This is a genomic window from Pristimantibacillus sp. Z349TD_6 (assembly GCF_056173205.1).
In genome coordinates, this window is record NZ_CM149662.1 from 2,575,721 (window position 1) to 2,599,414 (window position 23,694).

Below are 23,694 nucleotides of genomic sequence, written 5' to 3' on the forward strand. Positions count from 1 at the left end.
GAGGTGCATGAATGGGAACAAAACAGATGCTGATCAGCCTGACCTTGTGTGTCGGATTGATCATGGGTATGACCGCAGCAGACCGCTCGTCAATCGCATTAGCTGCTGAAACCCCGAAGCAGGAGGCCGACAGAAAGCTGGGCGAGCTGAACGCGCTGATCACACAGGCGAAAGGAAGTGGAATTGACACCACCCGGGAAGAAAGTGCGGTATGGATGGCAGGTGAATTTCTTAAATACGCAGACTGGGACGCTGCCAACGTTGCCAAGAATAAGGCACAGTTCGAACGAGTCAAAATGTTCCAGAATAACGCGCAAAAGCTTGCGAATAACCTGCCTAATTTTGAGCGCAGAGAAGTCATTCAAATGCTGGATACGGCCAAATCCGAACTGACACAGGTCATCAACGGAGCTGTGACGCGCCGGGCAGTACCGAAGGTGAACTGGTCGAACATTACGGTGCAGAACGATCAATTCATGTCAAACGGAAAGCCGGTGTTCCTGTACGATTACTTCTCTAAGCCGCTGAATATTCCAACTTCCGATCCGACACTGTATAACGAATACTTGGGCAAGCTGGATCATCCGAAGGCCATTAGCCCGATCTTCGCCCTGGACGAGGCCGGGACCATCGATCAGACCAAGCTGGCTGATCTAAAGAATCGCCCGACCAATACAGCCGGCTACCTCATGCTGTGGCATGATCCGCTGCCGCAATGGGCAGCATCCAAGTATGGGCCAGAAATATTGAAGGGACAGAGCTTCTTCACCAAATATGACATTGACCACCCTCAGGTACGGGAAATCTGGAAGGATGTCTTCAAGGGAACGATCCCGACGACGGCCGGCAAAAATTACACCAAGCTCGGCTACATTCTCGCCAATGAGCCGCACTGGTTTACGGCTAAAGGGCATTGGGCCGCCGTTTCAAACGTCTCTACGTACACGATGAGCAAATTCAGAACATGGCTTGAGGCCAAGCACGGCACCATTGCAAAGCTGAATGGGCTGTGGGAGACGAGCTACACCAGCTTCAACCAGGTGAATATTTCCATTCCACTGGATACGTCCTACGAGAACACTCCGATCCGGTATGACTGGTCACGCTTCAATATGGACCGGGGAACAGAATGGCTGACCTTCTTGCATGATGAGATCAAGAAATATGATCCAGCGGCCCGGACACAGCTGAAGATTATGCCGGACCTCTTCGTCGAGGGCCCTCGTGATCACGGGATCGACTTTGAGGCGCTGACAGAGATGACAGAGATTATCGGCGACGATGCGAAGATCCGCAAGCGTAACATGAACAGCACGGGTCCGGAGAGCTGGGAGTCCAAGTACGCCTACTACTGGGAGGAGATGGCGATGTCGTATGACTTTATGGATTCCGTCAGCCCGAACAAGCCACACTTTAACTCCGAGGTGCATCTGCTTTCGACTACACAATACCGAGATCTGTACATGAAGCCCGAGTATGTTCGCTCCACATACTGGCAAACCACGCTTCACGGCTTGAACGGAGGTCTGACATGGTTATGGGGTCGTAACGCCGACGGCTCGATTGAAGAGCGGTTGCAAAATGCGACAGGCGGCCTTGGTGAGTCGTATGCTGCCTCTGTGGCACAGCAGCCGAGAGTGGCGCAGGAACTCACCAAGACGATGATGGACATGAACGCCTTCTCGAATGAGATCGTCAAATTCCAGCGGGAGCGCAAGCCGGTTCGCCTGTTCTACTCCGAAGCAGCGGCAATCAATGATTATAATTATATGGAGGATCAGTTCGATCTGTATGAGTCTATGTACTTTAGCGGGGTACCGCTCGGCTTTGCAACGAAGAACATTATTTTCAAGCAGCCGAACACGGATTGGGATGTCATCGTAGTCCGCAAGACCGAAGAAGTAACCGAAGCGGAATTTAACGCGCTGCAAATTTATCTGGACAACGGGGGAACGGTAATCATTGATGATGTCAGCCTCAAGTTCAATGAATACAAGCGGCCTCGCGCAAAGACCCTGACCGCAGGATCTGGCAAGCTGATCAAGATGACAAACAATGCGCTGTCCGGCATCGCATCCAAGGTAATGATAGAGCTGTCGGCCAAAGGTCAGCTGCCACCGGTTGTCCTGACCGAGAATAATGGCCTGCCATCCAAGGGAGCCTTCTGGCGGGTCGTGCCAAATGGCACGAACACCTACCTGATGACGATCGTTAACATAGGGAAGAACACATCCAATATCAGCCTGAAAATGGCGAACAACAAAAATGTCACCGTCAAAAACCTGATGACCGGCAAGAGCTCGCCTGTGAGCTTCAGCCTGGGCTCGGAGCAGGTGCTGCTACTGGAGGTTAAGCCGGTGCCATAAGGCACGTGATAGTCAATAAACAACTGTATTTAAGATAACAACAAGGGACGATCTACCGAAGCTTGCTCGGCGGATCGTCCCTTTCTCTTGTTACCGATACAGCTGCTGCTGGTAATCGCGCGGCGACAAGCCGGTGACCTGCTTGAACACACGGCTGAAATAATAGGGGTTCGGAAACTGCAGCTGCTCGCTGATCTGGGATATGTTTAGCGCTTCAGCGTGCATCAGCTCAATTGCGCGCTGGATTTTCAGCTTGCGGTAGTATTCATTGATCGTGCTGCCGGTATCGGCTTTGAACACCCGCCCTAAATAGGTGTAGTTCATGCTTAGACTGTTGGCAATCCTCCGGCTGTCAAAGGGCTGCTCAATCTGATGCTTCAGGCAGGCCATGATTTTGGAGGAGAGCGCGGAGGTGCGGTGCTCGTCCCTTCGCTGCAGATCCTGCTGCAGCAGCTCATACAGTGCCTGATAAAGCAAACCGTTTATGCGCTCGGTACTGAACGGGGCAGCGGAGCGGTACAGCCGCAGCATGGTGTTTAGGATATCCATAAAAGACTCTTGTGAGGATAATGTGAGCTGCTTCGGTAGAAAGAGCGGCTCTTGCTCCTCTCGGGGCTGAAACGGTACGAACGAGACCCAGTACCATGTCGAGCCGGGCGGGACGGGGGCTTTTCCCCAGTGACGGCACTGATTTTTGAGAAAAAAAGCCTGTCCGCTGCTAATTGTATAGTCGGTTTCCTCCTCGCACACGGTAACGGCTCCGTCCACGACATACAGCAGGGTATCCATATTCAAGATCCGGTCGACGTGAATCCAGGGCTGCGCCGGCTTGAACACCCCCATCGTAATCAAAGCAGGCAGCTCGCTGCGGTTCATCATGACGTGCTGCTCCATTTGCACGGTTCCCCCTTTCAGCCTTTCGTTAAGAAACATTGTATAGAAGTTGAAATAAGATATCAATTTTGCATTCCCATGTATTTTTAAAGCTCTGACGCTGCACTATTATATGGATATATGGTAAATGCGAAGGAGGAAGTCTGATGGAATTTACACCCATCAAGGTGGAGCGGGACCTGACGATTGTCGGGGGCGGAATGCCGGGCATCTGTGCTGCAATCCAGGCTGCAAGGCTCGGCATGAAGGTGTCATTAATCAACAACCGGGGGTATTTGGGCGGTAATGCGAGCCCGGAGAACCGGATCAATGTAGTCGGTGCCGATGGTGCCCAGGAGTTTAACTTCTATGCACGGGAGTCAGGCATTATGGAAGAGCTGCGCCTCGAGAACCTGTACCGGAATCCGCAGGGCAATGCGTATTTGTGGGAATCGATTCTGCTGGATTTTGTCCTGGGAGAGCCCAATGTATCTCTATTTCTGAATACGAATATTGATAAAGTCGAAACGGATGGAAACGGTAACATCCTGTATGTGTCAGGATCGCAGCTGGGGGCGGAGAAGCGCTTTGACTTTTACAGCCCGCTGTTTCTCGATGATACCGGGGATGGAACGATCGGCTATTTTGCCGGTGCGGAGTATCGCACGGGAAGGGAAGCGAAGTCGGAATTCAATGAGCGGATCGCCCCGGATGAAGCGGACGAGAATATGCTGCTGAGCACCCTGTCTTGGTATTCCAAGGACACCGGACGCCCTGCGCGGTTCGTCATGCCGGAATTCGCCAAAAGCCTGAAGGTAGAGGAAGCGCTCCAGTATCGGCAGATTCCAGATCGCATTCCGGGCAATTCGCGTTATGAGGCATACCGAATGCAGTGGTTTTATGAGATTGGCCACGGGAAGGATCCGATCAGCCAGAACGAGGAAATTATGCAAAGCCACAGAGAGCTCGTATACGGAATCTGGAATCATATCAAGAACAGCAAAAATTACGATGCTTCCCAATATGATCTGGAGTATGTAAGCGGCGTTCCGGGGAAGAGAGAATCGAGAAGGTTGATAGGGGATTATATCCTGACCGAAAGAGATGTCGTTGAGCAGAAGGATTTCGAGGACACGATCGGTTATGGCGGCTGGTCGATTGACCTGCATGCGGTCGAAGGCTTTTTCTCGAAGGATATGACGACCCGCCACTTCGTGTTGCGGGGAGTGTATTCCATTCCGTACCGCAGCTGCTACTCCAAAAATGTAAACAATCTGTTTGTGGCCAGCCGCTGCATGTCCACCACTCACGTGGCCTTCGGTTCTACCCGCGTTATGGCTACGCTTGCAGTGCTGGGGCAATCCTGTGCCGCCGCTGCCCACTTGTGCAGGAAATACAATGTGCAGCCAAGAACCATTTACGAGCAGCATATGGAGGAGCTGCAGCAGCTTCTGATGGCGAATGACCAATACATCATCGGGCAGCGCAGCCATGATCCGCTGGATTTGTGCCGTCACGCCGACATTCAGGTCAGCTCGGTGCAGCCTTCCTTCCTGGAGAGTGCGGATTTCAGCCTGCCGCTGGATGGGCGGTATGCTTTCATTGTGCCGGCGAAAGAGCCAATTCAACAGGTGGCGCTGCGCCTTAGCAGCCAGAGCGAAAGCCGTCTCCGGTATACCGTCTACACGCCGGTGAAGCTGCAGAACTATTCACCGCAGCACAAGCTGTATGAGGGCGAGATTACCGTCCCGGCCTCGTCAGAGCTTCGTTGGGTGACCCTGCCGCTGAACGGCAAGAGCGAGAGCGGCAAGCTGTTCATTGAATTTGAGCCGAATGAGTCGATTCAGTTGGGTATGTGCGATGACGAACTGAACGGCGTATTTTTCCTGAAAAAGCATGCCATGAACCGTCGCACGACTTTCTGCGATATAGATACCCTGGAGGTAAAGAAAGAAATGTGGCGAGCGGAGAAGGGGCTTCCTTGCTACCGTACAGGCACGGACCAGGACATTTATAACGGGGGCAACCTGAACAACGGACTGTCGAGAAACCACGGCTTGCCTAACATGTGGCTGTCTGCACTGACCAAAGGGGATGAGTCCATTACCGTGGCTTTTCAGGAAGCTCGGAACGTCAGCCGGATCCAGCTCGTCTTTGACTCCAATCTGAACTATCACTATGACAACCTTGAGATCTATCAGGATTTCACGGTATTCCAGACCCTGGTGAAGGACTATACCGTCTACTGCAAACAGAATGGGGATTACCACGAGCTGATCTCGGTGACAGACAATTACCAGCGCGTCAACAAGCTGTACTTTGATCCGGTCTGGACGGATGAGCTGAAGGTCGTCTTCCACCGGACCAATGGCGCGAAGAGGATAGGTGTGTACGAGATTCGGGCATACGAGTAGGGCTGTCGCAAGTCTGCGCGCGGCGCAAAGGACGAGACTGTAGAAGCCAAAGCAAAAGGAGGCATGAATGGGATGGCCAAGAAGCCGCATGTGTTTTTTATAATGACCGATGAGTTGCGGGCGGACACGCTGGGATATATGGGCCATAGCACAGTGCAGACGCCCCAACTGGATGCGTTCGCGAAGGACTGTGCTGTATTTACGAATGCGTATACGAACTGCCCGATGTGCGCTCCGGCGCGCGTAAGCCTGGCTACCGGACGCTACGGCCTCAGCCACGGCGTGCTGGATAACGCCTTCGCCCCGGTGGAGGATGAAATGTCACTCTACAGCACGATGAGCCATCAAGGGTATCATACGATCAACTATGGGAAAATCCACTATAATACGCCGGGCTCCTTCGGCTTTGAGGAGCACTATCCCCGCGGGCAGTTTGCCGGCGGAGAGGTCGGCGTGTTCGGCGTCACGGACCGCGAGCTGTTGAAGAAGAGTGTATATAAGAAAAATGAAGGCGAGGTTTCGCTCGTCATTCACGGAGTGAACCCGCAGAAGCCCGAGGAAACGGCTGATTCGCTGCTGACAGAGGCTTATATCGAGCGGCTGAATGACCTGAAGGACAGTGAGCGGCCCTTGTTCCACCGGCTGTCGATCATTGACCCGCATACGCCGTATTTTCCAGCGGAGCCCTATGCGTCGATGTATGACTACCGGGAAATGCCCCTGCCGGATACCTGGAGGGAGGACCTCTCCACCAAGCCGTTGCTGCATCGCTATTACTACCGGGCGCGCGGGTTTAACCGCTTGACGGAGGAGGATTACCGCAAGAGCATGGCCAGCTATTACGGTCTGGTCACGCATGTGGATGACCGTGTCGGCCAGGTTCTGGCGAAGCTGAAGGAGCTTGGCCTGTACGATGAGTCTATTATCGTATTTACATCGGATCACGGCTCGATGATGGGAGAGCATGGTTTTATCGAGAAATGGGGGATTATGTACGAAGAGGTGTCCCGGATTCCGCTCCTGATCAAGTTTCCGAAGAACATGCTCCAGGGAACCTATGAGGCCTTCGCAGAAATTGTAGACATCATGCCGACCCTTCTGGATGCCGCCGGCATCGACATCCCGGACTGCGTGCAGGGACAATCACTCCTGCCGATGCTCCGCAAAGAGCCGGGAGCTGCCAAGAACGAAGTGTTCGGGCATATCTTCACGGGCGGCCTGCAGCGCGAGCCGGCGCTAATGATCCGCAAGGGGCCATGGAAGCTCACCTGGTATCCAGGACAGGAGGAGCTTCACGATCGGCTTATGAATGACCACTGCTTGAAGTTCACGCATATGTTCCTTGAGGACGTCGTGGAGGGCGAGCTGTATCAGCTGGAGCAGGACCCCGGAGAATCACATAACCTGTTCCATACTCCGGCCTATGCCGACATCAAGGAGGAGCTGCTTCAGCGGCTTACAGAGTGGCGGGACGGACTGGGGCCGTTAGCCGACCTTGAAGATATGCAGCAAGCTCGAAATACTGTGAACATCTACCATTTGATGCAGGGGGACAATTTGGCCAGAATGCAGACCTTGATGAGAGCGGGTGGAACCGTCAAGCAACTGGTACGGCAGGGTATTAAGAAGTAATGATAGTACTACTCTCGCGAGAAGGTAAAAATAGTACTACTATTGTTAGGGTATGTGCATGGCAAAAGGCTCTGCCCAGCAGATATGATGGGAATAAGGCCTCGGATGCCGATATCGGGCATCCGAAACTTTGAAACATCATATTTTGTACTCAGGAGGATATTTAAATGAAGGATCTGAAGAAGGTCTGGGAAAATCTTGACGTGCTTCATATTAATCGGGAAGCCCCGAGAGCTTACTATATACCGTATGCCAATACAGAATCGGCGAGGAAGGGGAAGCGAGGGAAATCCCCTTATTACCAAACACTCAACGGACAATGGAAGTTCCGCTACCACCGCAGCGTGCAAGAGGTGCGAGAGGCTTTTTACGAGGAGGCTTATGATTACTCCGGCTGGGATGACCTGCTTGTGCCTTCCTGCTGGCAGTCAAACGGCTATGACCAGATGCAGTATTGCAATGTGAATTATCCGATTCCGTGCGATCCGCCCTTCGTTCCGGACGAGAATCCGGCGGGCTTGTATATCCGGGAGTTCAACGTTTGCACCGATTGGAAGGACCAGGCCACACACATCGTCTTTGAAGGCGTGAATTCCTGTTTCTATTTGTGGGTTAACGGTACTTTTGTCGGCTATAGCCAGGGCAGCCGCATTCCGGCTGAATTTGATCTTACCTCCTATGTGCGCAGCGGAAGAAACCGCATGGCTGTTATGGTGCTCAAATGGTGCGACGGCACCTATCTGGAGGATCAGGATGCGTGGCGCTACTCCGGCATTTTCAGAGATGTATATCTTCTTGCCCGCAGTAATGAGCGGATCCGCGACGTGTTCTATCAAGCTGATTTATCTACGGATTACAAGTCGGCCTCGTTGCGCTGTGATATCGAGAGCCAAGGCAGCGTCGAGGTGCAGATTCAGCTGCTGGATGCCGAGGGGCGCGTGATCGGCGCAAGCACTGCCCGGGTGAAAGGCAAGGAAACGATTCGGTTGGACATTGCAAGCCCTGTGCTGTGGAGTGCAGAAAATCCGTATTTGTATTCGCTGCTTGTGAGTGGTGCTGGCGAAGTGCTGCATTTCCATGTCGGGCTCCGCAAGGTAGAGGTGCTGGACGGGGTCTTCCGCATCAACGGCCAGGACATCAAGCTGAAGGGTGTTAACCGCCATGATTCCCATCCAGAGTTGGGACAGACGATTCCGCTGAAGCATATGATTCAGGATTTGAAGCTTATGAAGCAGCATAACATCAACACGATCCGTACCTCCCATTACCCGAACGACCCGAGATTCCTGGATTTGTGCGACCAGTATGGCTTCTATGTAATTGATGAAGCCGATCTGGAGGCGCACGGGGTGTTGCATGCTGGGGATTATCACATGCTCACCAAAAATCCGGAGTGGGAAGCGGCGTTTCTGGACCGTGCTGTCCGTATGGTCGAACGGGACAAGAACCATCCGTCTGTCGTGATCTGGTCCATGGGGAATGAATCCGGCTATGGCGTAAATCATATTGCGATGGCACGTTGGACCCGAGAACGCGATACGACCCGGCCTGTGCATTATGAAGGGGCGGCGCTGAAATATAACGGCCATCCCGATACCAGCTGCCTTGATATGAACAGCAGAATGTACGCCACCGTGCAGGAGATGGTCGCCTACGGCAGCGATGAGAGCCAGACCAAGCCTCTGCTGCTATGCGAGTATAGCCATGCCATGGGCAACAGCTGCGGAGACCTGAAGGATTACTGGGACGTTATCTATGCGTATCCGAAGCTGATGGGCGGCTGCGTTTGGGAATGGTGCGACCACGGCATCAAAACTCAATCCCTGGACGGGCAGATGTTCTTTGGCTATGGCGGTGATTTCGGAGATGTGCAGAACGACGGTAATTTCTGCATTGACGGGCTGGTCAGCCCGGACCGGATACCCCATACCAACCTGCTGGAGCTGAAGAAAGTTATGGCGCCGGTGCTGTTGGAGGCTGAAGTTGCCGCCGAAGGCAAGGTTCGCGTGACGAACCGCTATGATTTCATCGACCTCTCGGATGTTGTGATAAGCTGGCGGGTCGAGCGTGATGGTGAAACTGTGGAGCAGGGCGAGCTGCCGTCGTTGCAGACGCCTCCTCACGGAACGGAGCTCGTTACCATTCCTTATTCGCTACCGAATGCGGCGGGACGTTGGTTCCTCAGCCTGTTCGTGACGCAGCGTTCAGACAAGCTTTGGGCAGCTTCAGGTCATGAGCTGACCAATGAGCAGTTCGAGCTGCCGGTGCCTGCTTCAGTGCCTGCACCGGCTGCGGAGCTGCGGGTATGGCCGGACATCGCCGTGGAGCAGAAGGACGATGAGGTGATCGTGGAAGGCTTTGATTTCCTTCATGTATTCGATCTCCACGCCGGAGCGTTTACGAAGGTGACCAAGCATGGCGTGCCGCTCATTCAGGGCAAGCCGCAGTTCAATATTTGGCGGGCGCCGGCGGACAATGACCGCAAGATCAAGGTGCTTTGGAGCAAGGAAGGCTATGAGCGGGCCATGACCAAGGTCTACCGCGCCGAGGTCACCCATGTGTCGGCGAAGCGGGTTCAGATTGAAGTGGACTTCGCACTGACCTGCAACATCAAGCTGCCGCTACTCAAGGGCAAGGCCGTGTGGGAGGTTGACGGTGCCGGAGTCATTACATTGAAGACTTCGGTTCAGGTGAGGGAGGATCTGCCATACCTGCCTCGCTTCGGACTGCAACTCGTCATGCCGGCAGGGAATGAGCAGGTAGAATATTTCGGCTACGGACCTCAGGAAAGCTATATTGACAAGCGCCAAAGCGTCAGAAAGGGCAAATATGAGCTGACCGTCGACGAAATGCACCACTCGTATGTAGTGCCGCAGGAGAACGGCTCGCGTTACGGTACGGAGTGGGCCTCCGTCAGCAATGCACTCGGCATGGGTCTCCTGTTCACCAGCCCGGGCTCGGAGTTCTCGTTCCAGGCGCTCCATTACACGCCGGAGGACATGACCCAGGCGAAGCATACGCATTCCCTGCGTAGACGCAAGGAGACGATCGTGCATCTGGATTACAAGATGAACGGGATCGGCTCCAGCTCCTGCGGAACCGATCTGCTGGAGCAGTACCAGTTGAGCGATAAGGAAATGGCCTATGAGCTGCGAATCGCACCGATCCTGACAGAAGACGAATAGCAGCCCTTCATCTTAGCCGTCCTGACGGAGGATATGGGACTGGCAACGGCATCGTTCCCTCTATGGTTGATTACGTTACATAGGGTCTTCCTCAGATCATGTCGAGATGTCAGTCCAACTTGTCGACCCAGATAAGTTGGACACTGATGTAGCAGAAGCATTCTTTCGAGGATCTTGACACTGTTCTATGGGCCCGGGAGGGGATTGAAGTGTTGGCTGTCAGAGGGATCGTAAACGGAGTCGGCAATCATGATTGGTTTCGAAGACGGACGCTTCGGGCCACACAAGTCTGCTACAAGAGCTGAAGCAGCTATGCTTATCTATCGATTGTTTCAGCTAAATACGACAAATAACTAACGACACACAAAGGCCGATGAAGCACAGCAAAGTGCTTCATCGGCCATTCAGTGTTCTAGGCTACTATAAATGCTAAATGCGAGGTTTATCGGAGATTAATGCGACGTGTTCTAATGAGAGGCGCAGTTCCTCGCAGATTGTTTGTTTCCTTGTAACTTAAAAATTAATAATCCATGATTTGTTCCGCCGTCAATGGTTTGTTTGTTTTCGTTCTGCCATCTTCTCTGTAAAGTACGCCTCCATTCGTAGCTAAGGAATGAGTGAATCCAATAGACTGAATGTTGGCAGTAGTGAAATCCATCGTATAATTTCCGCGTTCAATACTGAACTCGGTATCCGACCGGTATTCCTGCGAAATCATAAGCACGGGTACGACTGGAGTCGTTAGACGTTTGGAGCCTTCAATGTTTGGAGCGTAATCCGAATAATTTCCTGCTCCGTCTCGCTTACTATATTCGATATACAGAAGATCACTAATAGCGAACCAGGCTAGCTTATCTGTTCCTTGTTGTGTTAGTGAAATTTCCCCCTTTAGCTTAACATTTTCAAAACGTCCGCGCTGCCTGTGAACATTATAGGTGTCACCTCCATAAGAAACCGTGACATTGTCATCTGCTTTAAACTTAGCTACATCTGCATGTATGGCGAATGCGCTGTTGACTGCTGAAATATTCGCTAAGGTAATATTGTGGTTAAGTTTAGCATGGGGCTTCAAATAAACCGTTGCAAAACCGTTTGTGTTGCTGATATTTACCAGTGCGATATTGTGTAAGGCTCCCAGATCTGGTCCGGACATGCTTATATAATCCGTATTCTTTCCGCTGCCCGGTTCTAAACGGACAGTTACTCCATTATCTCCGTCAATATTACGCATAAGGACGTTGTTTCCACCAAACATTTGTACTGTGGCATATCCGCCGTGAATCTTGGTAGCCCCTACATTTTGAATAACGCCGTAGGTAGGAACGAGTCCGAAAATGGGATTATAGGTTTGTTGGCCATCTACCAATATAGTCCCAGGGCTGCCGTCTTGATAGGGTGCTAATACGATAAAGGGCTGTCCCTCGTAATTTCCTGAAATATTAATTCCGGAAACAGCAAAGTTCTTCACATTTGATAATCGAACAGGGCGCTTATCGCCGCCAACATTGCCATTTGTATTAATTTTAAAGCGGCCTGGGCCAATCGATGCTATTTCTACATTCTCGATTCTTGGTGATGTCACAGTTGCCGGGCGAATATCAAACAAGATGTTGCTGTTCATGTTGAAGATGGCATTGCGATCAACCTCCACGCGAGTATTGGATTGGTTGATTTTCATGACGCCTAAATTGTATGTGCCGGCCGCGAATTGAATGATGCCACCGGCGTCAAGCTTTGATTGAATTGAACTTAACGTATCGCTTGGTGTTACGAGTACCTTTGTTGTTGATGTTATTTTATTTTCAAAGTAAGTCTTGCCCGCGTACACGGCCTTGCCAAGTCCTTGATAAGTTACGGGATCGGCTGCTTTAGCAGACTGTGGAACTTGAAGAGCCATAATTGCTAATGCAGCAATTATGGTCAAGCATACTTGTTTGAACAACATTTTGTTTAGCATCTTCAATTACCTCCTAAATAAAAAATTTAAATGCCGAATGAATTGAATTCGTAATTTGACATGTAAGGGGGGCGACTCAACTCTCCTTTCTCGATAAATGAAAGCGATTACAATCTAGCGTCTTCACGAGCTACGCTGTAATAAATTGTAATGCTTGTTTTAAATATAGTCAACCTATTTATATATAGACTAAATAAGAGGAGTACATGCTTAGTTGAATATGCCTATATATAATTTTGTTATTGATATATAAAATTTTAACTTGACACATGAAAGTGCTTTCAATATTATCTAAATATAAATAGTGATTTTAAGTATAGTATATTGAGCTTGATCAAAAACAAAGCTATCATGGCATGACTACGGGGAGTGGATGAATCTGAGGTGGAAGAGAAGCATCAGAAAAAATTTGGTAGGCTATTCGTTTATAATACCTGCCGTCATTGGGTTCCTAATGTTTATGGCTTATCCCTTGTTCAATTCCTTGTACCTAAGTTTTATGGATTGGAACATGTTCAAAGGAGCCGCAGGATCGACGTTCATCGGACTAGATAACTATAAAGAGGTATTTCAAAATGAATACTTCCGATCTGGCCTGCTGCATAATCTGCTGCTAATGATAATGGGGGTCCCGCTTTTAATTGTGTTAGCTCTTGTTATCGCCAACCTGTTAAACGCCAAAATTTTCGGACGCGGACTGTTGAGGGCTATGTATTTTGTGCCATATATAACGACAATTACGGCTTCGGCATTGGTATTCTCGGCACTATTCCATCCGGAGTTTGGTCCTATCAATTCTTTCTTGCGCTCGTTAGGCATTGAATCCACACCGGGCTGGGCAACAAGCGTGAAGTGGGCGTTGCCTACAATCGCATTATTCTGGGTGTGGAAGAACGTTGGATATTGCACCGTTATTTATCTAGCGAGCTTGCAAGGAATATCCAAAAGTTATTATGAAGCAGCTTCGATAGACGGGGCCAACAAACTGCAACAGTTCTTTCATATAACTGTACCAATCAGCTCGCCTACGACATTCTTTCTCATCATTACGTCGGTTATTTCTTCCTTTCAAGTATTCGCTGAAGTACAGGTAATGACGCAAGGCGGGCCAGGCACGGCTTCTATGACAATCGTCTACCATATCTATGATACGGCGTTCAAGCAATATCATATGGGTTACGCTTCAGCCGTATCGTGGGTATTCTTCGTGCTGGTAGTGATCATCACGTTAATTCAATGGATCGGTCAGAAGAAATGGGTCAAATATGTATAAGGGGGCAGCGAAGTCATGATTAAGAGTAGACTTGGCGGCAGAACGCTGCTTACCGCATTGTTAGCCGTTGTTGGTATTGTTATGGTGTTTCCGATTGCTTGGATGTTATCGGCGTCATTTAAATATGAGAGTGACGTATTCAAGATGCCGATTGAATGGATTCCCAAAAAGTTTAATCCTAGTAATTATGCAATGGCTGTTACCGACTTCCCGTTTGCGACCTGGTATGCCAATACGGCGTTAGTGACGATATATATCGTTGTGTTGGTTCTGACAGTAAGCACGATTGCTGGCTATGCCTTTGCGAAACTCGATTTTAAAGGTAGAGATGCGATATTTCTCATCTTCATCGCAACGATGATGATTCCGGTAGAAGTGCGTATCATTCCCCAGTTTATGATTTTCAAGTCCATGGGATTAATCGACAATGTGCTTAGCGTTGCTCTTCCTTGGATGTTCAATGCCTTCTCGATTTTTCTGATGAGGCAATTCTTTACTTCAATTCCGAATGATCTCATAGAGGCGGCGAGAATTGACGGGTGCAATGAATATACGACTTTCTTTCGAATCGTGCTTCCGCTAGCCAAATCGCAAATTTCAGCCTTGTTTATCCTTGCATTCACTTGGGGCTGGAATGAGTACTTCAGCGCTTTAATTTATATCAACGATACGAATAAGCAAGTATTAAGCGTAGGAATTGCCAGTTTCAAGGGTGAATATTCGGGCAACTTTGCCGTCCAAATGGCTGGAGCAACATTAGCATTAATTCCGATTATCGTGGTTTATCTGTTTGCTCAGAAACGATTTATTGAAGGGGTTGCCATGTCCGGGGTCAAAGGGTAATTGCAACAGATCGAAATTAAGCAGTTTTTGTACTGCTTGATCAATAAATATTAAAGGGGAAATTTAGATGAAAAGAACAGTTAGTTTACTTCTTGTAGCGGTTCTGGCATTCGTAGTGCTTAGTGCATGCAGCAACTCTACGGAAAACAGCAACTCAACGGCAACTAACCAAAGTGTTAGTACGCCGGAGAGTGTTGCTAAAAAAGATCCAATTAAAATGATTATTCATCTTAACGGTATTGATGAGGACATTAAGATGAAAAAAGCTATGGAAGAAATTCAAACCCTGGATAAGTACAGTCATGTTGCCTTCGAATTTCACGGAAGAGAAGCAGACTTTTTGACTTCGGTTCCGATCTCAATCGCTGGCGGTAAGCAAGTGGATATCATTATTGTTGCTAATCCGATTATTCAACAACAGTGGGCCGACGCAGGTACGATTGTTCCTCTTGACGATCTTATCAAAGAGACAGGAGTTGATTTCAATCAAGAGTTTGGTCCTTATGTAGAGAATGCAAGCAACAACGGCCAAATCTTCATGGTTCCGCACAACATCACAAGGTGGGCGCTTTATTATAATAAATCCATCTTCGATAAAACCGGTGTACCTTATCCCGATGACAAAATTCCGATGACCTGGGATCAGTATCGCGATGTAGCCAAGAAGCTGACAAGTGGTTCTGGTGCTGACAAGACTTATGGTGCATTCTATCTGCCATGGGGCACGTTCTGGTATGGAGATGCCATTATGGAATTAGGCGGAGGAGAGAACTTCTACAACGACCAAGGGTTGTCCAATATCGAAAATCCGGCATTCGCCCGTTCGATGGAACGCTTGTTCAATATGATGCATATCGATGAAAGCACGCCAACGCATGCGAATACAATCACTTCAAAAACAGGCGCAACGTCCTTTATGAACGGCCAATATGGCATGGATATTCAAGGCGGTTGGGTATTGCCTTGGGCTGCGGACAAAGAAAAGTTCCCTAGAGATTGGAAGATTGGCGTTGCCCCAATGCCGGTAGATAGCGGTGATAAGATGAAAACTTGGGGAATTGTAAATGGTCTTGCTATATCGCCGACTTCGGCAGACCCAAAGCTTGCATTAGAAATCGGTCTTGATCTGAGCAGACTGTCTGCCAAGTATGCCGATTCCTCTGAATCGGCGAATCGCACCGTGGAGCAGAATGAATTGTTTAAAGTGTTTGGCGAGTCTTTAGCAGGTGACGATATTAAGGTTGAGCAGCTTGAATATATTTTTACCAGCCCGGATGCGATATTTGTTGGAGAGAAAATCATGGGCGCTAACAACGTCAATTATGAGAAGATCATTACCGAAGAAGTTGAAAAGTATTTGGTTAAACAGAATGATCTAAAAACAACGATCGCCAACATTAAAGAACGCGGAGATAAAATCATCCAGGCGAAGTAACGATCCGTAAGTAGACATAAGAAGAAGCCACCCCCTATCCAGGCACATTGTGCAGCGATAGGGGTCTAACTTTCACGCGAAAGATCGAGGATAGGATACAGAGAATGAACATTTATATGATTCTGGCTATAACTGAGGAACGCATCATTATGGCCGCTATCATTCACGGGTACGATATGGCTACATCCTCGGGGCTGAATGGCATGGAATCGCAAGGTGCAATGACCAATTTACCGTAAATCTAAAGCGAATACTGAAAGCAATAATCTGAGAATACTAGAAAAAGAAGCCCACAGAAGCTAGAGAAAAAAGCATCCCGCCCCCCGAAAAATGGGGCGGGATGCTTTTTTTACTTGTGCCTAACTTGCCAGCGAAGAGTAACGAAAATTCTTCAGTGGCCTCTTTGTGCTTCCGGGCTTTTCTTCTGGTTGTTGAAAGAGGAGTTGATGGACATAGTTTACACTGTAACTCCGGCCTCATCAGGAGAAATCACAGAATTGTAGCTTGTCACTTTCATCCGCTAAGGACTCCTGTAGCCCAACTGCTCGGAAATCGCTTGGGATTGCTGCAAAGCGAGCCCAATATATCGGTCCATCGTCTTCTTGGACATTCGGAAGATGGGACCGGATACACCAATGGCTCCTTCTAGCTGCCCAGCCGCATTCATAATCGGCACGCCGATGCACCGAAGGCCCTCACAGGATTCCTCCATGTCGAGGGCATAGCCTTGCGCGCGAATCTGCTCCGCTTCTTCTCTAAGCTTCGCCGGATCGGCAATAGAGCCCGGAGTTGCGGGTTCGAGCTCGTGATGGGCCAAATACAGCTCCAGCAGGTCCGGGCTGTAGGCCAGCATCGCCTTGCCCATGGCGGAGGTATGGGAGGGATACTCCAAGCCGACAGTCGAGAGAAACTTAATCGGTTCCAGACTCTCCAGTTGATCGACAACCAGTGTTCTACCCAGCGAGCTAGGCTTCGTCAGCAAGGTCGTTTCCCTCGTGCCATCTCTAAGAGCCCGCATGGAAGGCTCCGCTACTTCCTTCAGCGTAATCCGGTTGGCGATAGAGCTGCCAAGGTAATACAGCTTGCCGGTCAGCTGGTAGGTGCTTTCACTCTCTTTTTTCTGAATATACTTTTTTTCCTCAAGCTCCTTCAAGATTCGGAAGACTGAGTTAGTCGTTATGGATAATGAATTGCTGATCTCCGTAACCGAAAAGGGCTTGTTTTCTCTGGCCATTAGCTCCAGAATATCCAGCACCTTCTCGGCAGCGGGAGCTTTATATTTTTTATTCGTCATGAGCGCGGATAGCCTCCATTTTAAACCGATTCATAACTCTATAGTATGCCACTTCATTCGAACGTTCAAGGGGAAGTGTGGGATGAACCTGCCAGCCCTTGTTGTTTGTCGGAATACTGCAACGATTAGGCTTGATTGTTCAAATACAGAATTCATACATTTAAGTATGATAAGGAGAATTAAAACAAACTTTCACGGAATAGGAGCTGTTAGAATGTCGGATATATCTCATGCAGTGTTGGAGCCATCCAAACCAGTCAAAGAACGGTATGGGACATGCGCAAGATCAACTTGCCGCGCAGCATGTCCATTCGCTCAGCGCTGCGGTAAAAAAAGTGCCGCTGTGTTAATAAAAGGGGCAGCGAGGGTGGAATTGAATCAGATAAGCGATCACAATCGATGAGCCCTTCGGTATTTCGAGGGGCTCATCCCTATATGAAGGGAAAATACTCGACTGAAGTAGAAGCCATTCTCATACCCGCACTCCTGCGAGATCAGATCCACGGTAAGAGTGCTTTCCATCAAGAGTCGTTTCCCGTGGTCGAGGCGAAGCTGCCGAACGTACTCGGAGGGGGAGCAGCCAAACGCAACTTTGAAGCGTCGTGTAAACTGGACGGGACTTAACCTTAATTCATCTGCGATCGCTTTCAATGATAGGCATTGAAAGGCCTGCTCTCGGAGCTTGCGGCGTGCGCTGAGCATAAGCGGATCTTTGGTGCTTCGATCTGCTGATTCTGGAAGAAGCTGCTGCAGGACATAACCATCCCAAATTTCTTGAACGAAGCGGTTCCGCCATAACATGGCCTGCTCGGGTGGGAGAGCGTATAGCTGTTGCAGGTAGCGATAAGCAGAGGCAAGACGTTCTTGATCGGTGAATGTAAGTTTGCCCAACGGAAGGTTAGATGGCGGCGTTGACCAATCAAAGCCTAAATAAAAAAAGCTGAGCGGGTGTATAACTTCGCGACCAAATGATGTCCCCGGGGGACAAATGACCCAATCGCCGCTAATGGCTTCGCCATCATCGCTGTCGCCTAATTTGTAGCGAAAGCGTCCTTCTTGAACAGCGAAAACTACCCAATAGGAGTAAGTGTCTTCTTCAAACCGAAAAACTTGTTTCCTCTCCCAATAATGATAATGAAGCAGTTGAATTTCCCCGGTAAGTATTTCGATCATGGCCGGACCTCTCCAATGAAATAAAGTATATCCTTTATGATAGTTTATTGCATGTCATATGAAAATAGGGTGATATAAGATGAAATTAAAGTATATAAGAGGAGGGTTAAGCATGAGACAAGAAAGCTTGGCTATGCGCAGAGCAAGAGAACGCGAGTATGGGAAGGACAGCACTTGGTATTGCCAGTTCAAATATGCTCCTGTAACGGGGCTGGGCTATGAGGAAGGCATTCACCGGCGGGATCCCAGCAGTGTAATCAAAATCGGAGAGGTTTATTATGTCTGGTATACCAAATCCTCAGGTCCAAGCGTCGGCTATGATACTGGCGATTTGGATGCCAAGGTATGGCCATGGGATTGGTCCGAGATCTGGTATGCAACATCCAACGACGGGGTGAACTGGCATGAACAGGACCTCGCAGTAGGTCGAGGAGAGCCCGGCGCTTATGATGATCGAAGCGTATTTACACCTGAGGTGCTGGCCCATAACGGCAAGTATTACCTTGTCTATCAGGTCGTGAAGCATCCCTATTTGAGACGCTCCAAGGAATATATCGGACTGGCTCAATCGAGCTCTCCTGACGGTCCATGGGTGAAGGCTGATGAGCCGATCCTGTCGCCTGCAAGCAATGGAGAGTGGTTCGGAGAGGTGGACAACCGCCACCTAGTCATGCATAGAGGCGACTTCGACAGCCATAAGACCAATGATCCATGTCTCTTCTTCTATAAGGATCAATTCTGGCTTTATTATAAAGGCTATCCTATGGGTGAGCAGCTCACCTGCGCGGGCAGGGAAACCAAATGGGGAGTCGCTGTAGCTGAGCGACCGGAGGGGCCTTATACCAAATCGGTGTACAATCCGATAACGAACAGCGGGCATGAGACGTTGCTCTGGCCATACAAGGGGGGCATGGCGGCCTTGCTGACGACAGATGGACCGGAACGCAACACGATCCAATTCGCTCAGGACGGGCTGCAGTTCGAAATTCAAGCCTATATCGAGCACCCTCCGGAAGCGGGAGGCCCGTTCCGTACGGAGCATTCTGATATTCATCCGCTGGAAGGGCTGCGCTGGGGACTCAGTCATGAGATTAACAGCCAATGGCATTATATTCAGAGGTTCGAGGTGGATGAAAGGACAAAGCATTTGTGCAATAACAAATGTAATCACTAGGGAATTACTACAGCAGCCTGCAAAACTTGCGATATTCGCCTGGCGGCATGCCCTCCCACTTGTGGAAGATCCGAACGAAATAATGTACATCCGTGTAGCCGATCGTATGTCCGATCCATTCGATCGTGTCGTTGGTATCGCGGAGCAGTCGTTTCGCTTGGGTGTGACGGATCCCCTGGACGAATTTGTTGGGACTGGTGCCCATGATTTTTTTGAACAGACGTCCCATATAATCCACATTAATATTCAGCATGTCTGCCATTCTCTCATTGGACCACAGTTCCCCTGCGTTCTGCTCAATAGCAGTGGCTAATTCAGCAATCGCCAGCTGCATGCCCGCGCTTGCGCCCCCCCGCTGACGCTGATGAATGGCTCTCGACAGATGAGCGAATAGCTGCAGCAGCAAGCCCTGACAGCACATCATATAGCCTGCCGGCCGATGGGTGAATTCATGTATAACGGCTTCCAGCAGGCTGTAAACCTCAGAGGTCGCATGCAGGCTGCCAGCGTTTATCCATTCCAGAAATTCCTGCGTCTGAGGCATGCTGCCATAATGATGATCGTCCTCGTTATGATCGAGAGAGACAATGATGTCTTCGTCCTTCGCGATATAGAGCTCATTGTAGAAGTCAAAGTGAACGCCCAGGAACAACGCGTCTGGCTGCGACAGCACCTCTACACGATGCCTGAGCTTCGCGGGCAGCAGAAAGAACTGGCCAGGCTGAACGCGGAAGGGCGCCTCCGATTCAATCTGAACCTCGACCTCGCCATGCTCCAGCAGCAGAATTTCGAAATCTCGAATACGCCGCTCAATAAGCCGCTCCTTGGCCTGCCGATGCTGCTGCGCCCAATGGACAACCGGATTTAATGGTCTTATTTCAGCTGTTGCTTGCACCCTGAACTCCCCCTGTTTCATAAGTCGGTAAAGTGCAACTATTGACCTCAATCGTTCAAATACAAACAAGTATACCCATGATAACATATGGGATATCAAGAGTCGAACAACAATATGAGGAGTGAATGGGAATGTCGGATTTGAATAAGCTGCCAGAACTATCAAGTGATTATGGACTCACGACGGAGCAAATTCAACAGTTCCAGGAAAAGGGACATATTAAGCTGAGTCAAGTCGCATCAAACGAAGAGGTGGGTGTATACCGTTCCATCATCGGTGAGAAGGTGAAGGAGCTGAATTATCATAACAAGCCGATTGAGGAGCGGGATACTTACGGCAAAGCCTTCATTCAGGTTTCGAACATTTGGGAGAAATCCGCGGAAATCCAACGCTTCGTATTTGCACGCCGATTCGCCAAGATTGCTGCTGAGCTGCTGGGTGTAGACGGCGTTCGCATCTACCACGATCAAGCGCTGTTCAAGGAGCCGGGCGGTGGAATTACTCCATGGCACCAAGACCAAATCTACTGGCCTGTAGATACGGATAACTTCATCACCATGTGGATGCCGCTTGTTCCTGTATCAGAGGAAGTAGGCTCGATGAACTTTGCGAACGGCTCCCACAAGTTTGGCTACATCAGCAAGTTGGCAATCTCCGATGAATCTCAGAAAACGCTGGGTCAATATATTGAAGCCAAAGGTCTTGAGGTTGAAAATTACGGTGCACTGGAAGCGGGCGACGCAACCTGGCATTATGGCTGGACGCTGCATAGCGCTCCAGGCAATCCGACAAACACGATGCGCGAGGTCATGACAGTCATCTATTACGCGGATGACGCGAAGGTCATAGAGCCGGACACGAACGCTCGCAATACCGATCTGCAGAAATGGTTACCGGGCCTTGCACCTGGCGATCTTGCGGCAAGCAAGCTGAACCCGATTATTTATAAGAAGAGCGAATAAGCTTCTAAGTTAGCGAGCCCCTTCCTGTATGCAGGCGGGGGTTCTTCCTTGCTATCGACTTGGTATGGAGAAATCGCTTGTTTGGACAACTAGCTTTTGGACAACTAGCTTGTTGACCAAAATACAAGTGAGGGTTATAATTCAAGTATCAATAAAAATGAAATGAATTCCGAATTTTAACGAAATTTATTGATTAAATGGTTTGTTGTCTTATATCATCCAGGGGGGAGAAGGTTTAAACATGAAAAAAGAAAGCGCTGCAACGATTCGAGGCAAACAATATACGAAAAATGCCGACTGGTTCTGTGAGTTTACGTATGAGCCGGTTGATGGTCTGGGCTATGAAGAGGGCGTTCACCGCCGTGATCCCAGCAGTGTGGTCAAGGTGGGAGAGCTTTATTATGTATGGTATACGAAGTCCGATGGCGAAGCTGTAGGCTTTAATACAGGCGACCCGGAAGCTAAGGTGTTCCCGTGGGATCAATCTGAGGTGTGGTATGCAACCTCTCCGGATTCCAAGACTTGGACGGAGCAAGGGCTTGCAGTGGGCCGGGGTCCCAAGGGCTCTTACGATGACCGAAGTGTGTTCACGCCTGAGATACTGCATCATGACGGCAAGTTTTATCTGGTGTATCAAGTTATTGAAGGCCAATACCTGCTCAGGAAATACGAAAATATTGCCATGGCAATCGCTGAGTCGCCAGAGGGACCTTGGCGCAAGCTGGATGCGCCGATTCTTCGTCCTGCGATGAACGGCGAATGGTTCGGCGATGGCGATAATCGTTTGACCGTGAAGCATAAGGGCGACTTCGACAGCCTGAAGGTGCATGATCCTGTTCTCTTCCATTATAATAACCAGTTCTGGCTCTATTATAAGGGCGAGCAGAAGGGCGAAGAGATGACCTTCGGCGGACGGACGACAAAGTGGGGCGTTGCGATCTCAAATCATCCGGAGGGTCCGTACGTGAAATCGGAATACAATCCGGTGACCAATAGCGGTCATGAGACGCTGCTTTGGCACTATCGTGGGGGCATGGCGGGGCTTCTCTCGACAGACGGTCCGGAGAAAAATACGATCCAATATGCACATGATGGCATTAACTTTGAGATTGAGGCCGTCATTAAAAATCCGCCAGAGGCGGCGGGTCCATTCCGGACCGAGGATACAGAACGCAGTCCGCTTGAGGGCATTCGCTGGGGCTTGTGCCATAACGTCCATTCCAAGTGGAACCATATTCTAAAATTCAGAACGGTGGAGGATTACAAGCATCACTATGCGAATAAGGTGAACCCTGAGGTGCTCTGGTTAGGCAAGAAAGCGCAGCGAGAAAAGGATTAAGAGGTAAAAGCCGAGCTGTCTGCTGCAGACACTCGGCTTTTTGTCATATCGGCAAGCCATTCCTGACGACGATACGAGAATTTAGGAGAGATAGACAGAGCGCATGGAGGGTGCGAAGCCCAATCGCTTGGAGATCAGGGAAGACTTCTCCTTGACGTGCGCCTCCAGTTCATCCTGCTTGTCGAAGATGCGAGCGGTTGGTCCCGCTACGCTAATGGCCGCGATTACTTTTCCTGTATAGTTGAACACGGGTCCGGCGATAGAGCTTAAGCCTTCGTCGTATTCCTCGCGATTGACGGATATGCCCGTCTGTCTGATCTTGCTCAGCTCTTGAAGAAATTGCTGATGGTCCGTAATTGTAGTTGGAGTGTATTGCTTAAGCCCTTTCTCGCTGATGATTTTGTCGACATCTTCAAGTGAGAAGTAAGCCATAATGGCTTTCCCTAGACCCGTGCAATGAACGGGGTTTCTAGAGCCGAGAATCGCATTCATAATAACGGATGCGCTCCCGTCTACCTTATAGATATAGATAACCTCGCCCTCGTTGTATACGGAAAGGAATGCGGTTTGACCCGTCTGTGCAGCCAGATCCTGAAGATGAGGAATCGCTGCTTCTACCAGATCGATGTTATGAAGGCCGGCCATCCCGATCTCAATAGCCTTCAGTCCTACAAAATACTTCTCCGTTGACGGCTCCTGCATAACAAAACCCGCCTTCATGAGTGTCTCCAGTATACGGTGTGTCGTACTCTTGGGAAGTCGGGTCGCTTCCGACAATTCTCCGATTCCGGATCCACCCTTATTTAATGCCAGTTGCTCAAGCAGGAATAGCGCACGTTCTAAGGTTGAGCTCGTTTTATTCGTTTCCATGCTCAAAGG

19 protein-coding genes are annotated in these 23,694 nt (G+C 49.7%); 13 read left to right on the forward strand and 6 right to left on the reverse strand.

The window, feature by feature from the left end; all coding sequences use genetic code 11:
* Positions 1–11: 11 nt before the first annotated feature.
* The gene (locus AC0VYE_RS10790; protein WP_475447803.1) at positions 12–2,366 is read left to right on the forward strand and encodes a beta-galactosidase; all 2,355 of its coding nucleotides are present in this window, start codon (positions 12–14) and stop codon (positions 2,364–2,366) included.
* A gap of 90 nt (positions 2,367–2,456) precedes the next feature.
* Here the strand turns inward: AC0VYE_RS10790 and AC0VYE_RS10795 are convergent, their stop codons facing one another.
* Positions 2,457–3,260 (reverse strand): helix-turn-helix domain-containing protein, encoded by an 804-nt coding sequence (locus AC0VYE_RS10795; RefSeq protein ID WP_475447805.1) that lies wholly within the window; start codon positions 3,258–3,260, stop codon positions 2,457–2,459.
* 146 nt (positions 3,261–3,406) lie between these two features.
* Between AC0VYE_RS10795 and AC0VYE_RS10800 the strand changes: the two genes are divergently transcribed.
* From AC0VYE_RS10800 to AC0VYE_RS10815, 4 genes are all read left to right on the forward strand, one after another.
* The gene (locus AC0VYE_RS10800) at positions 3,407–5,653 is read left to right on the forward strand and encodes an FAD-dependent oxidoreductase (protein ID WP_475447807.1); all 2,247 of its coding nucleotides are present in this window, start codon (positions 3,407–3,409) and stop codon (positions 5,651–5,653) included.
* A gap of 72 nt (positions 5,654–5,725) precedes the next feature.
* The gene (locus AC0VYE_RS10805; RefSeq protein WP_475447809.1) at positions 5,726–7,285 is read left to right on the forward strand and encodes a sulfatase-like hydrolase/transferase; all 1,560 of its coding nucleotides are present in this window, start codon (positions 5,726–5,728) and stop codon (positions 7,283–7,285) included.
* 167 nt (positions 7,286–7,452) lie between these two features.
* A complete protein-coding gene (locus AC0VYE_RS10810) occupies positions 7,453–10,470 on the forward strand; it encodes a glycoside hydrolase family 2 TIM barrel-domain containing protein (RefSeq protein WP_475447811.1) in 3,018 nt (1,005 codons plus the stop codon).
* 246 nt (positions 10,471–10,716) lie between these two features.
* The gene (locus tag AC0VYE_RS10815) at positions 10,717–10,827 is read left to right on the forward strand and encodes an S-layer homology domain-containing protein (protein WP_371822916.1); all 111 of its coding nucleotides are present in this window, start codon (positions 10,717–10,719) and stop codon (positions 10,825–10,827) included.
* Positions 10,828–10,990: 163 nt separating this feature from the next.
* Here the strand turns inward: AC0VYE_RS10815 and AC0VYE_RS10820 are convergent, their stop codons facing one another.
* Entirely contained in the window at positions 10,991–12,427 is a 1,437-nt protein-coding gene (locus AC0VYE_RS10820) for a hypothetical protein (RefSeq protein ID WP_475447813.1), read from the reverse strand.
* A gap of 373 nt (positions 12,428–12,800) precedes the next feature.
* Here AC0VYE_RS10820 and AC0VYE_RS10825 point away from each other — a divergent pair, with 373 nt between their 5' ends.
* The 4 genes from AC0VYE_RS10825 to AC0VYE_RS10840 all read left to right on the forward strand — a co-directional run bounded on the left by AC0VYE_RS10825 (position 12,801) and on the right by AC0VYE_RS10840 (position 16,217).
* Positions 12,801–13,700 (forward strand): carbohydrate ABC transporter permease, encoded by a 900-nt coding sequence (locus AC0VYE_RS10825; protein ID WP_087568994.1) that lies wholly within the window; start codon positions 12,801–12,803, stop codon positions 13,698–13,700.
* A 15-nt stretch (positions 13,701–13,715) separates the two neighbouring features.
* Positions 13,716–14,543: a carbohydrate ABC transporter permease gene (locus AC0VYE_RS10830; RefSeq protein WP_087568993.1), complete on the forward strand. Its 828-nt coding sequence runs from the start codon at positions 13,716–13,718 to the stop codon at positions 14,541–14,543.
* A gap of 67 nt (positions 14,544–14,610) precedes the next feature.
* Complete coding sequence (locus tag AC0VYE_RS10835) at positions 14,611–15,978, forward strand: ABC transporter substrate-binding protein (RefSeq protein WP_087568992.1); 1,368 nt, start codon at positions 14,611–14,613, stop codon at positions 15,976–15,978.
* Positions 15,979–16,082: 104 nt separating this feature from the next.
* On the forward strand, positions 16,083–16,217 hold the full coding sequence (locus AC0VYE_RS10840; RefSeq protein WP_218781637.1) for a cytochrome P450: 135 nt from the start codon (positions 16,083–16,085) through the stop codon (positions 16,215–16,217).
* 281 nt (positions 16,218–16,498) lie between these two features.
* Here the strand turns inward: AC0VYE_RS10840 and AC0VYE_RS10845 are convergent, their stop codons facing one another.
* A complete protein-coding gene (locus AC0VYE_RS10845; protein WP_087568991.1) occupies positions 16,499–17,272 on the reverse strand; it encodes an IclR family transcriptional regulator in 774 nt (257 codons plus the stop codon).
* A gap of 214 nt (positions 17,273–17,486) precedes the next feature.
* Between AC0VYE_RS10845 and AC0VYE_RS10850 the strand changes: the two genes are divergently transcribed.
* Entirely contained in the window at positions 17,487–17,675 is a 189-nt protein-coding gene (locus tag AC0VYE_RS10850) for a hypothetical protein (RefSeq protein WP_475447816.1), read from the forward strand.
* On the opposite strand, the gene AC0VYE_RS10855 is transcribed toward AC0VYE_RS10850, so the two are convergent.
* Positions 17,663–18,445, reverse strand: a complete 783-nt coding sequence (locus tag AC0VYE_RS10855; protein WP_087568990.1) for an AraC family transcriptional regulator — start codon at positions 18,443–18,445, stop codon at positions 17,663–17,665. The genes AC0VYE_RS10850 and AC0VYE_RS10855 overlap by 13 nt on opposite strands.
* Positions 18,446–18,557: 112 nt before the next feature.
* Between AC0VYE_RS10855 and AC0VYE_RS10860 the strand changes: the two genes are divergently transcribed.
* Positions 18,558–19,619 carry a glycoside hydrolase family 117 protein gene (locus tag AC0VYE_RS10860; protein WP_475447818.1) on the forward strand — a complete coding sequence of 354 codons (1,062 nt, stop codon included), beginning with the start codon at positions 18,558–18,560 and terminating at the stop codon, positions 19,617–19,619.
* Between the two features lie 7 nt (positions 19,620–19,626).
* On the opposite strand, the gene AC0VYE_RS10865 is transcribed toward AC0VYE_RS10860, so the two are convergent.
* The gene (locus AC0VYE_RS10865; protein ID WP_475447820.1) at positions 19,627–20,514 is read right to left on the reverse strand and encodes a helix-turn-helix transcriptional regulator; all 888 of its coding nucleotides are present in this window, start codon (positions 20,512–20,514) and stop codon (positions 19,627–19,629) included.
* A 131-nt stretch (positions 20,515–20,645) separates the two neighbouring features.
* Here AC0VYE_RS10865 and AC0VYE_RS10870 point away from each other — a divergent pair, with 131 nt between their 5' ends.
* Together AC0VYE_RS10870 and AC0VYE_RS10875 are read left to right on the forward strand one after the other, a co-directional pair.
* Entirely contained in the window at positions 20,646–21,476 is an 831-nt protein-coding gene (locus AC0VYE_RS10870) for a phytanoyl-CoA dioxygenase family protein (RefSeq protein ID WP_475447822.1), read from the forward strand.
* Between the two features lie 241 nt (positions 21,477–21,717).
* Positions 21,718–22,815: a glycoside hydrolase family 117 protein gene (locus AC0VYE_RS10875; RefSeq protein WP_475447823.1), complete on the forward strand. Its 1,098-nt coding sequence runs from the start codon at positions 21,718–21,720 to the stop codon at positions 22,813–22,815.
* A gap of 81 nt (positions 22,816–22,896) precedes the next feature.
* On the opposite strand, the gene AC0VYE_RS10880 is transcribed toward AC0VYE_RS10875, so the two are convergent.
* Positions 22,897–23,685 (reverse strand): IclR family transcriptional regulator, encoded by a 789-nt coding sequence (locus tag AC0VYE_RS10880; protein ID WP_209071879.1) that lies wholly within the window; start codon positions 23,683–23,685, stop codon positions 22,897–22,899.
* Positions 23,686–23,694: the final 9 nt, after the last annotated feature.

What these genes read in the sequence shown, in the direction of transcription:
- AC0VYE_RS10835 (WP_087568992.1), top strand. Translation starts at nt 14,611, where the DNA reads ATGAAAAGAACAGTTAGTTTACTTCTTGTAGCGGTTCTGGCATTCGTA.
- AC0VYE_RS10825 (WP_087568994.1), top strand. Translation starts at nt 12,801, where the DNA reads ATGAATCTGAGGTGGAAGAGAAGCATCAGAAAAAATTTGGTAGGCTAT.
- AC0VYE_RS10850 (WP_475447816.1), top strand. Translation starts at nt 17,487, where the DNA reads ATGTCGGATATATCTCATGCAGTGTTGGAGCCATCCAAACCAGTCAAA.
- AC0VYE_RS10790 (WP_475447803.1), top strand. Translation starts at nt 12, where the DNA reads ATGGGAACAAAACAGATGCTGATCAGCCTGACCTTGTGTGTCGGATTG.
- AC0VYE_RS10800 (WP_475447807.1), top strand. Translation starts at nt 3,407, where the DNA reads ATGGAATTTACACCCATCAAGGTGGAGCGGGACCTGACGATTGTCGGG.
- AC0VYE_RS10810 (WP_475447811.1), top strand. Translation starts at nt 7,453, where the DNA reads ATGAAGGATCTGAAGAAGGTCTGGGAAAATCTTGACGTGCTTCATATT.
- AC0VYE_RS10820 (WP_475447813.1), bottom strand. Translation starts at nt 12,427, where the DNA reads ATGCTAAACAAAATGTTGTTCAAACAAGTATGCTTGACCATAATTGCT.
- AC0VYE_RS10805 (WP_475447809.1), top strand. Translation starts at nt 5,726, where the DNA reads ATGGCCAAGAAGCCGCATGTGTTTTTTATAATGACCGATGAGTTGCGG.
- AC0VYE_RS10840 (WP_218781637.1), top strand. Translation starts at nt 16,083, where the DNA reads ATGAACATTTATATGATTCTGGCTATAACTGAGGAACGCATCATTATG.
- AC0VYE_RS10830 (WP_087568993.1), top strand. Translation starts at nt 13,716, where the DNA reads ATGATTAAGAGTAGACTTGGCGGCAGAACGCTGCTTACCGCATTGTTA.
- AC0VYE_RS10845 (WP_087568991.1), bottom strand. Translation starts at nt 17,272, where the DNA reads ATGACGAATAAAAAATATAAAGCTCCCGCTGCCGAGAAGGTGCTGGAT.
- AC0VYE_RS10870 (WP_475447822.1), top strand. Translation starts at nt 20,646, where the DNA reads ATGTCGGATTTGAATAAGCTGCCAGAACTATCAAGTGATTATGGACTC.
- AC0VYE_RS10875 (WP_475447823.1), top strand. Translation starts at nt 21,718, where the DNA reads ATGAAAAAAGAAAGCGCTGCAACGATTCGAGGCAAACAATATACGAAA.
- AC0VYE_RS10880 (WP_209071879.1), bottom strand. Translation starts at nt 23,685, where the DNA reads ATGGAAACGAATAAAACGAGCTCAACCTTAGAACGTGCGCTATTCCTG.
- AC0VYE_RS10795 (WP_475447805.1), bottom strand. Translation starts at nt 3,260, where the DNA reads ATGGAGCAGCACGTCATGATGAACCGCAGCGAGCTGCCTGCTTTGATT.
- AC0VYE_RS10855 (WP_087568990.1), bottom strand. Translation starts at nt 18,445, where the DNA reads ATGATCGAAATACTTACCGGGGAAATTCAACTGCTTCATTATCATTAT.
- AC0VYE_RS10860 (WP_475447818.1), top strand. Translation starts at nt 18,558, where the DNA reads ATGAGACAAGAAAGCTTGGCTATGCGCAGAGCAAGAGAACGCGAGTAT.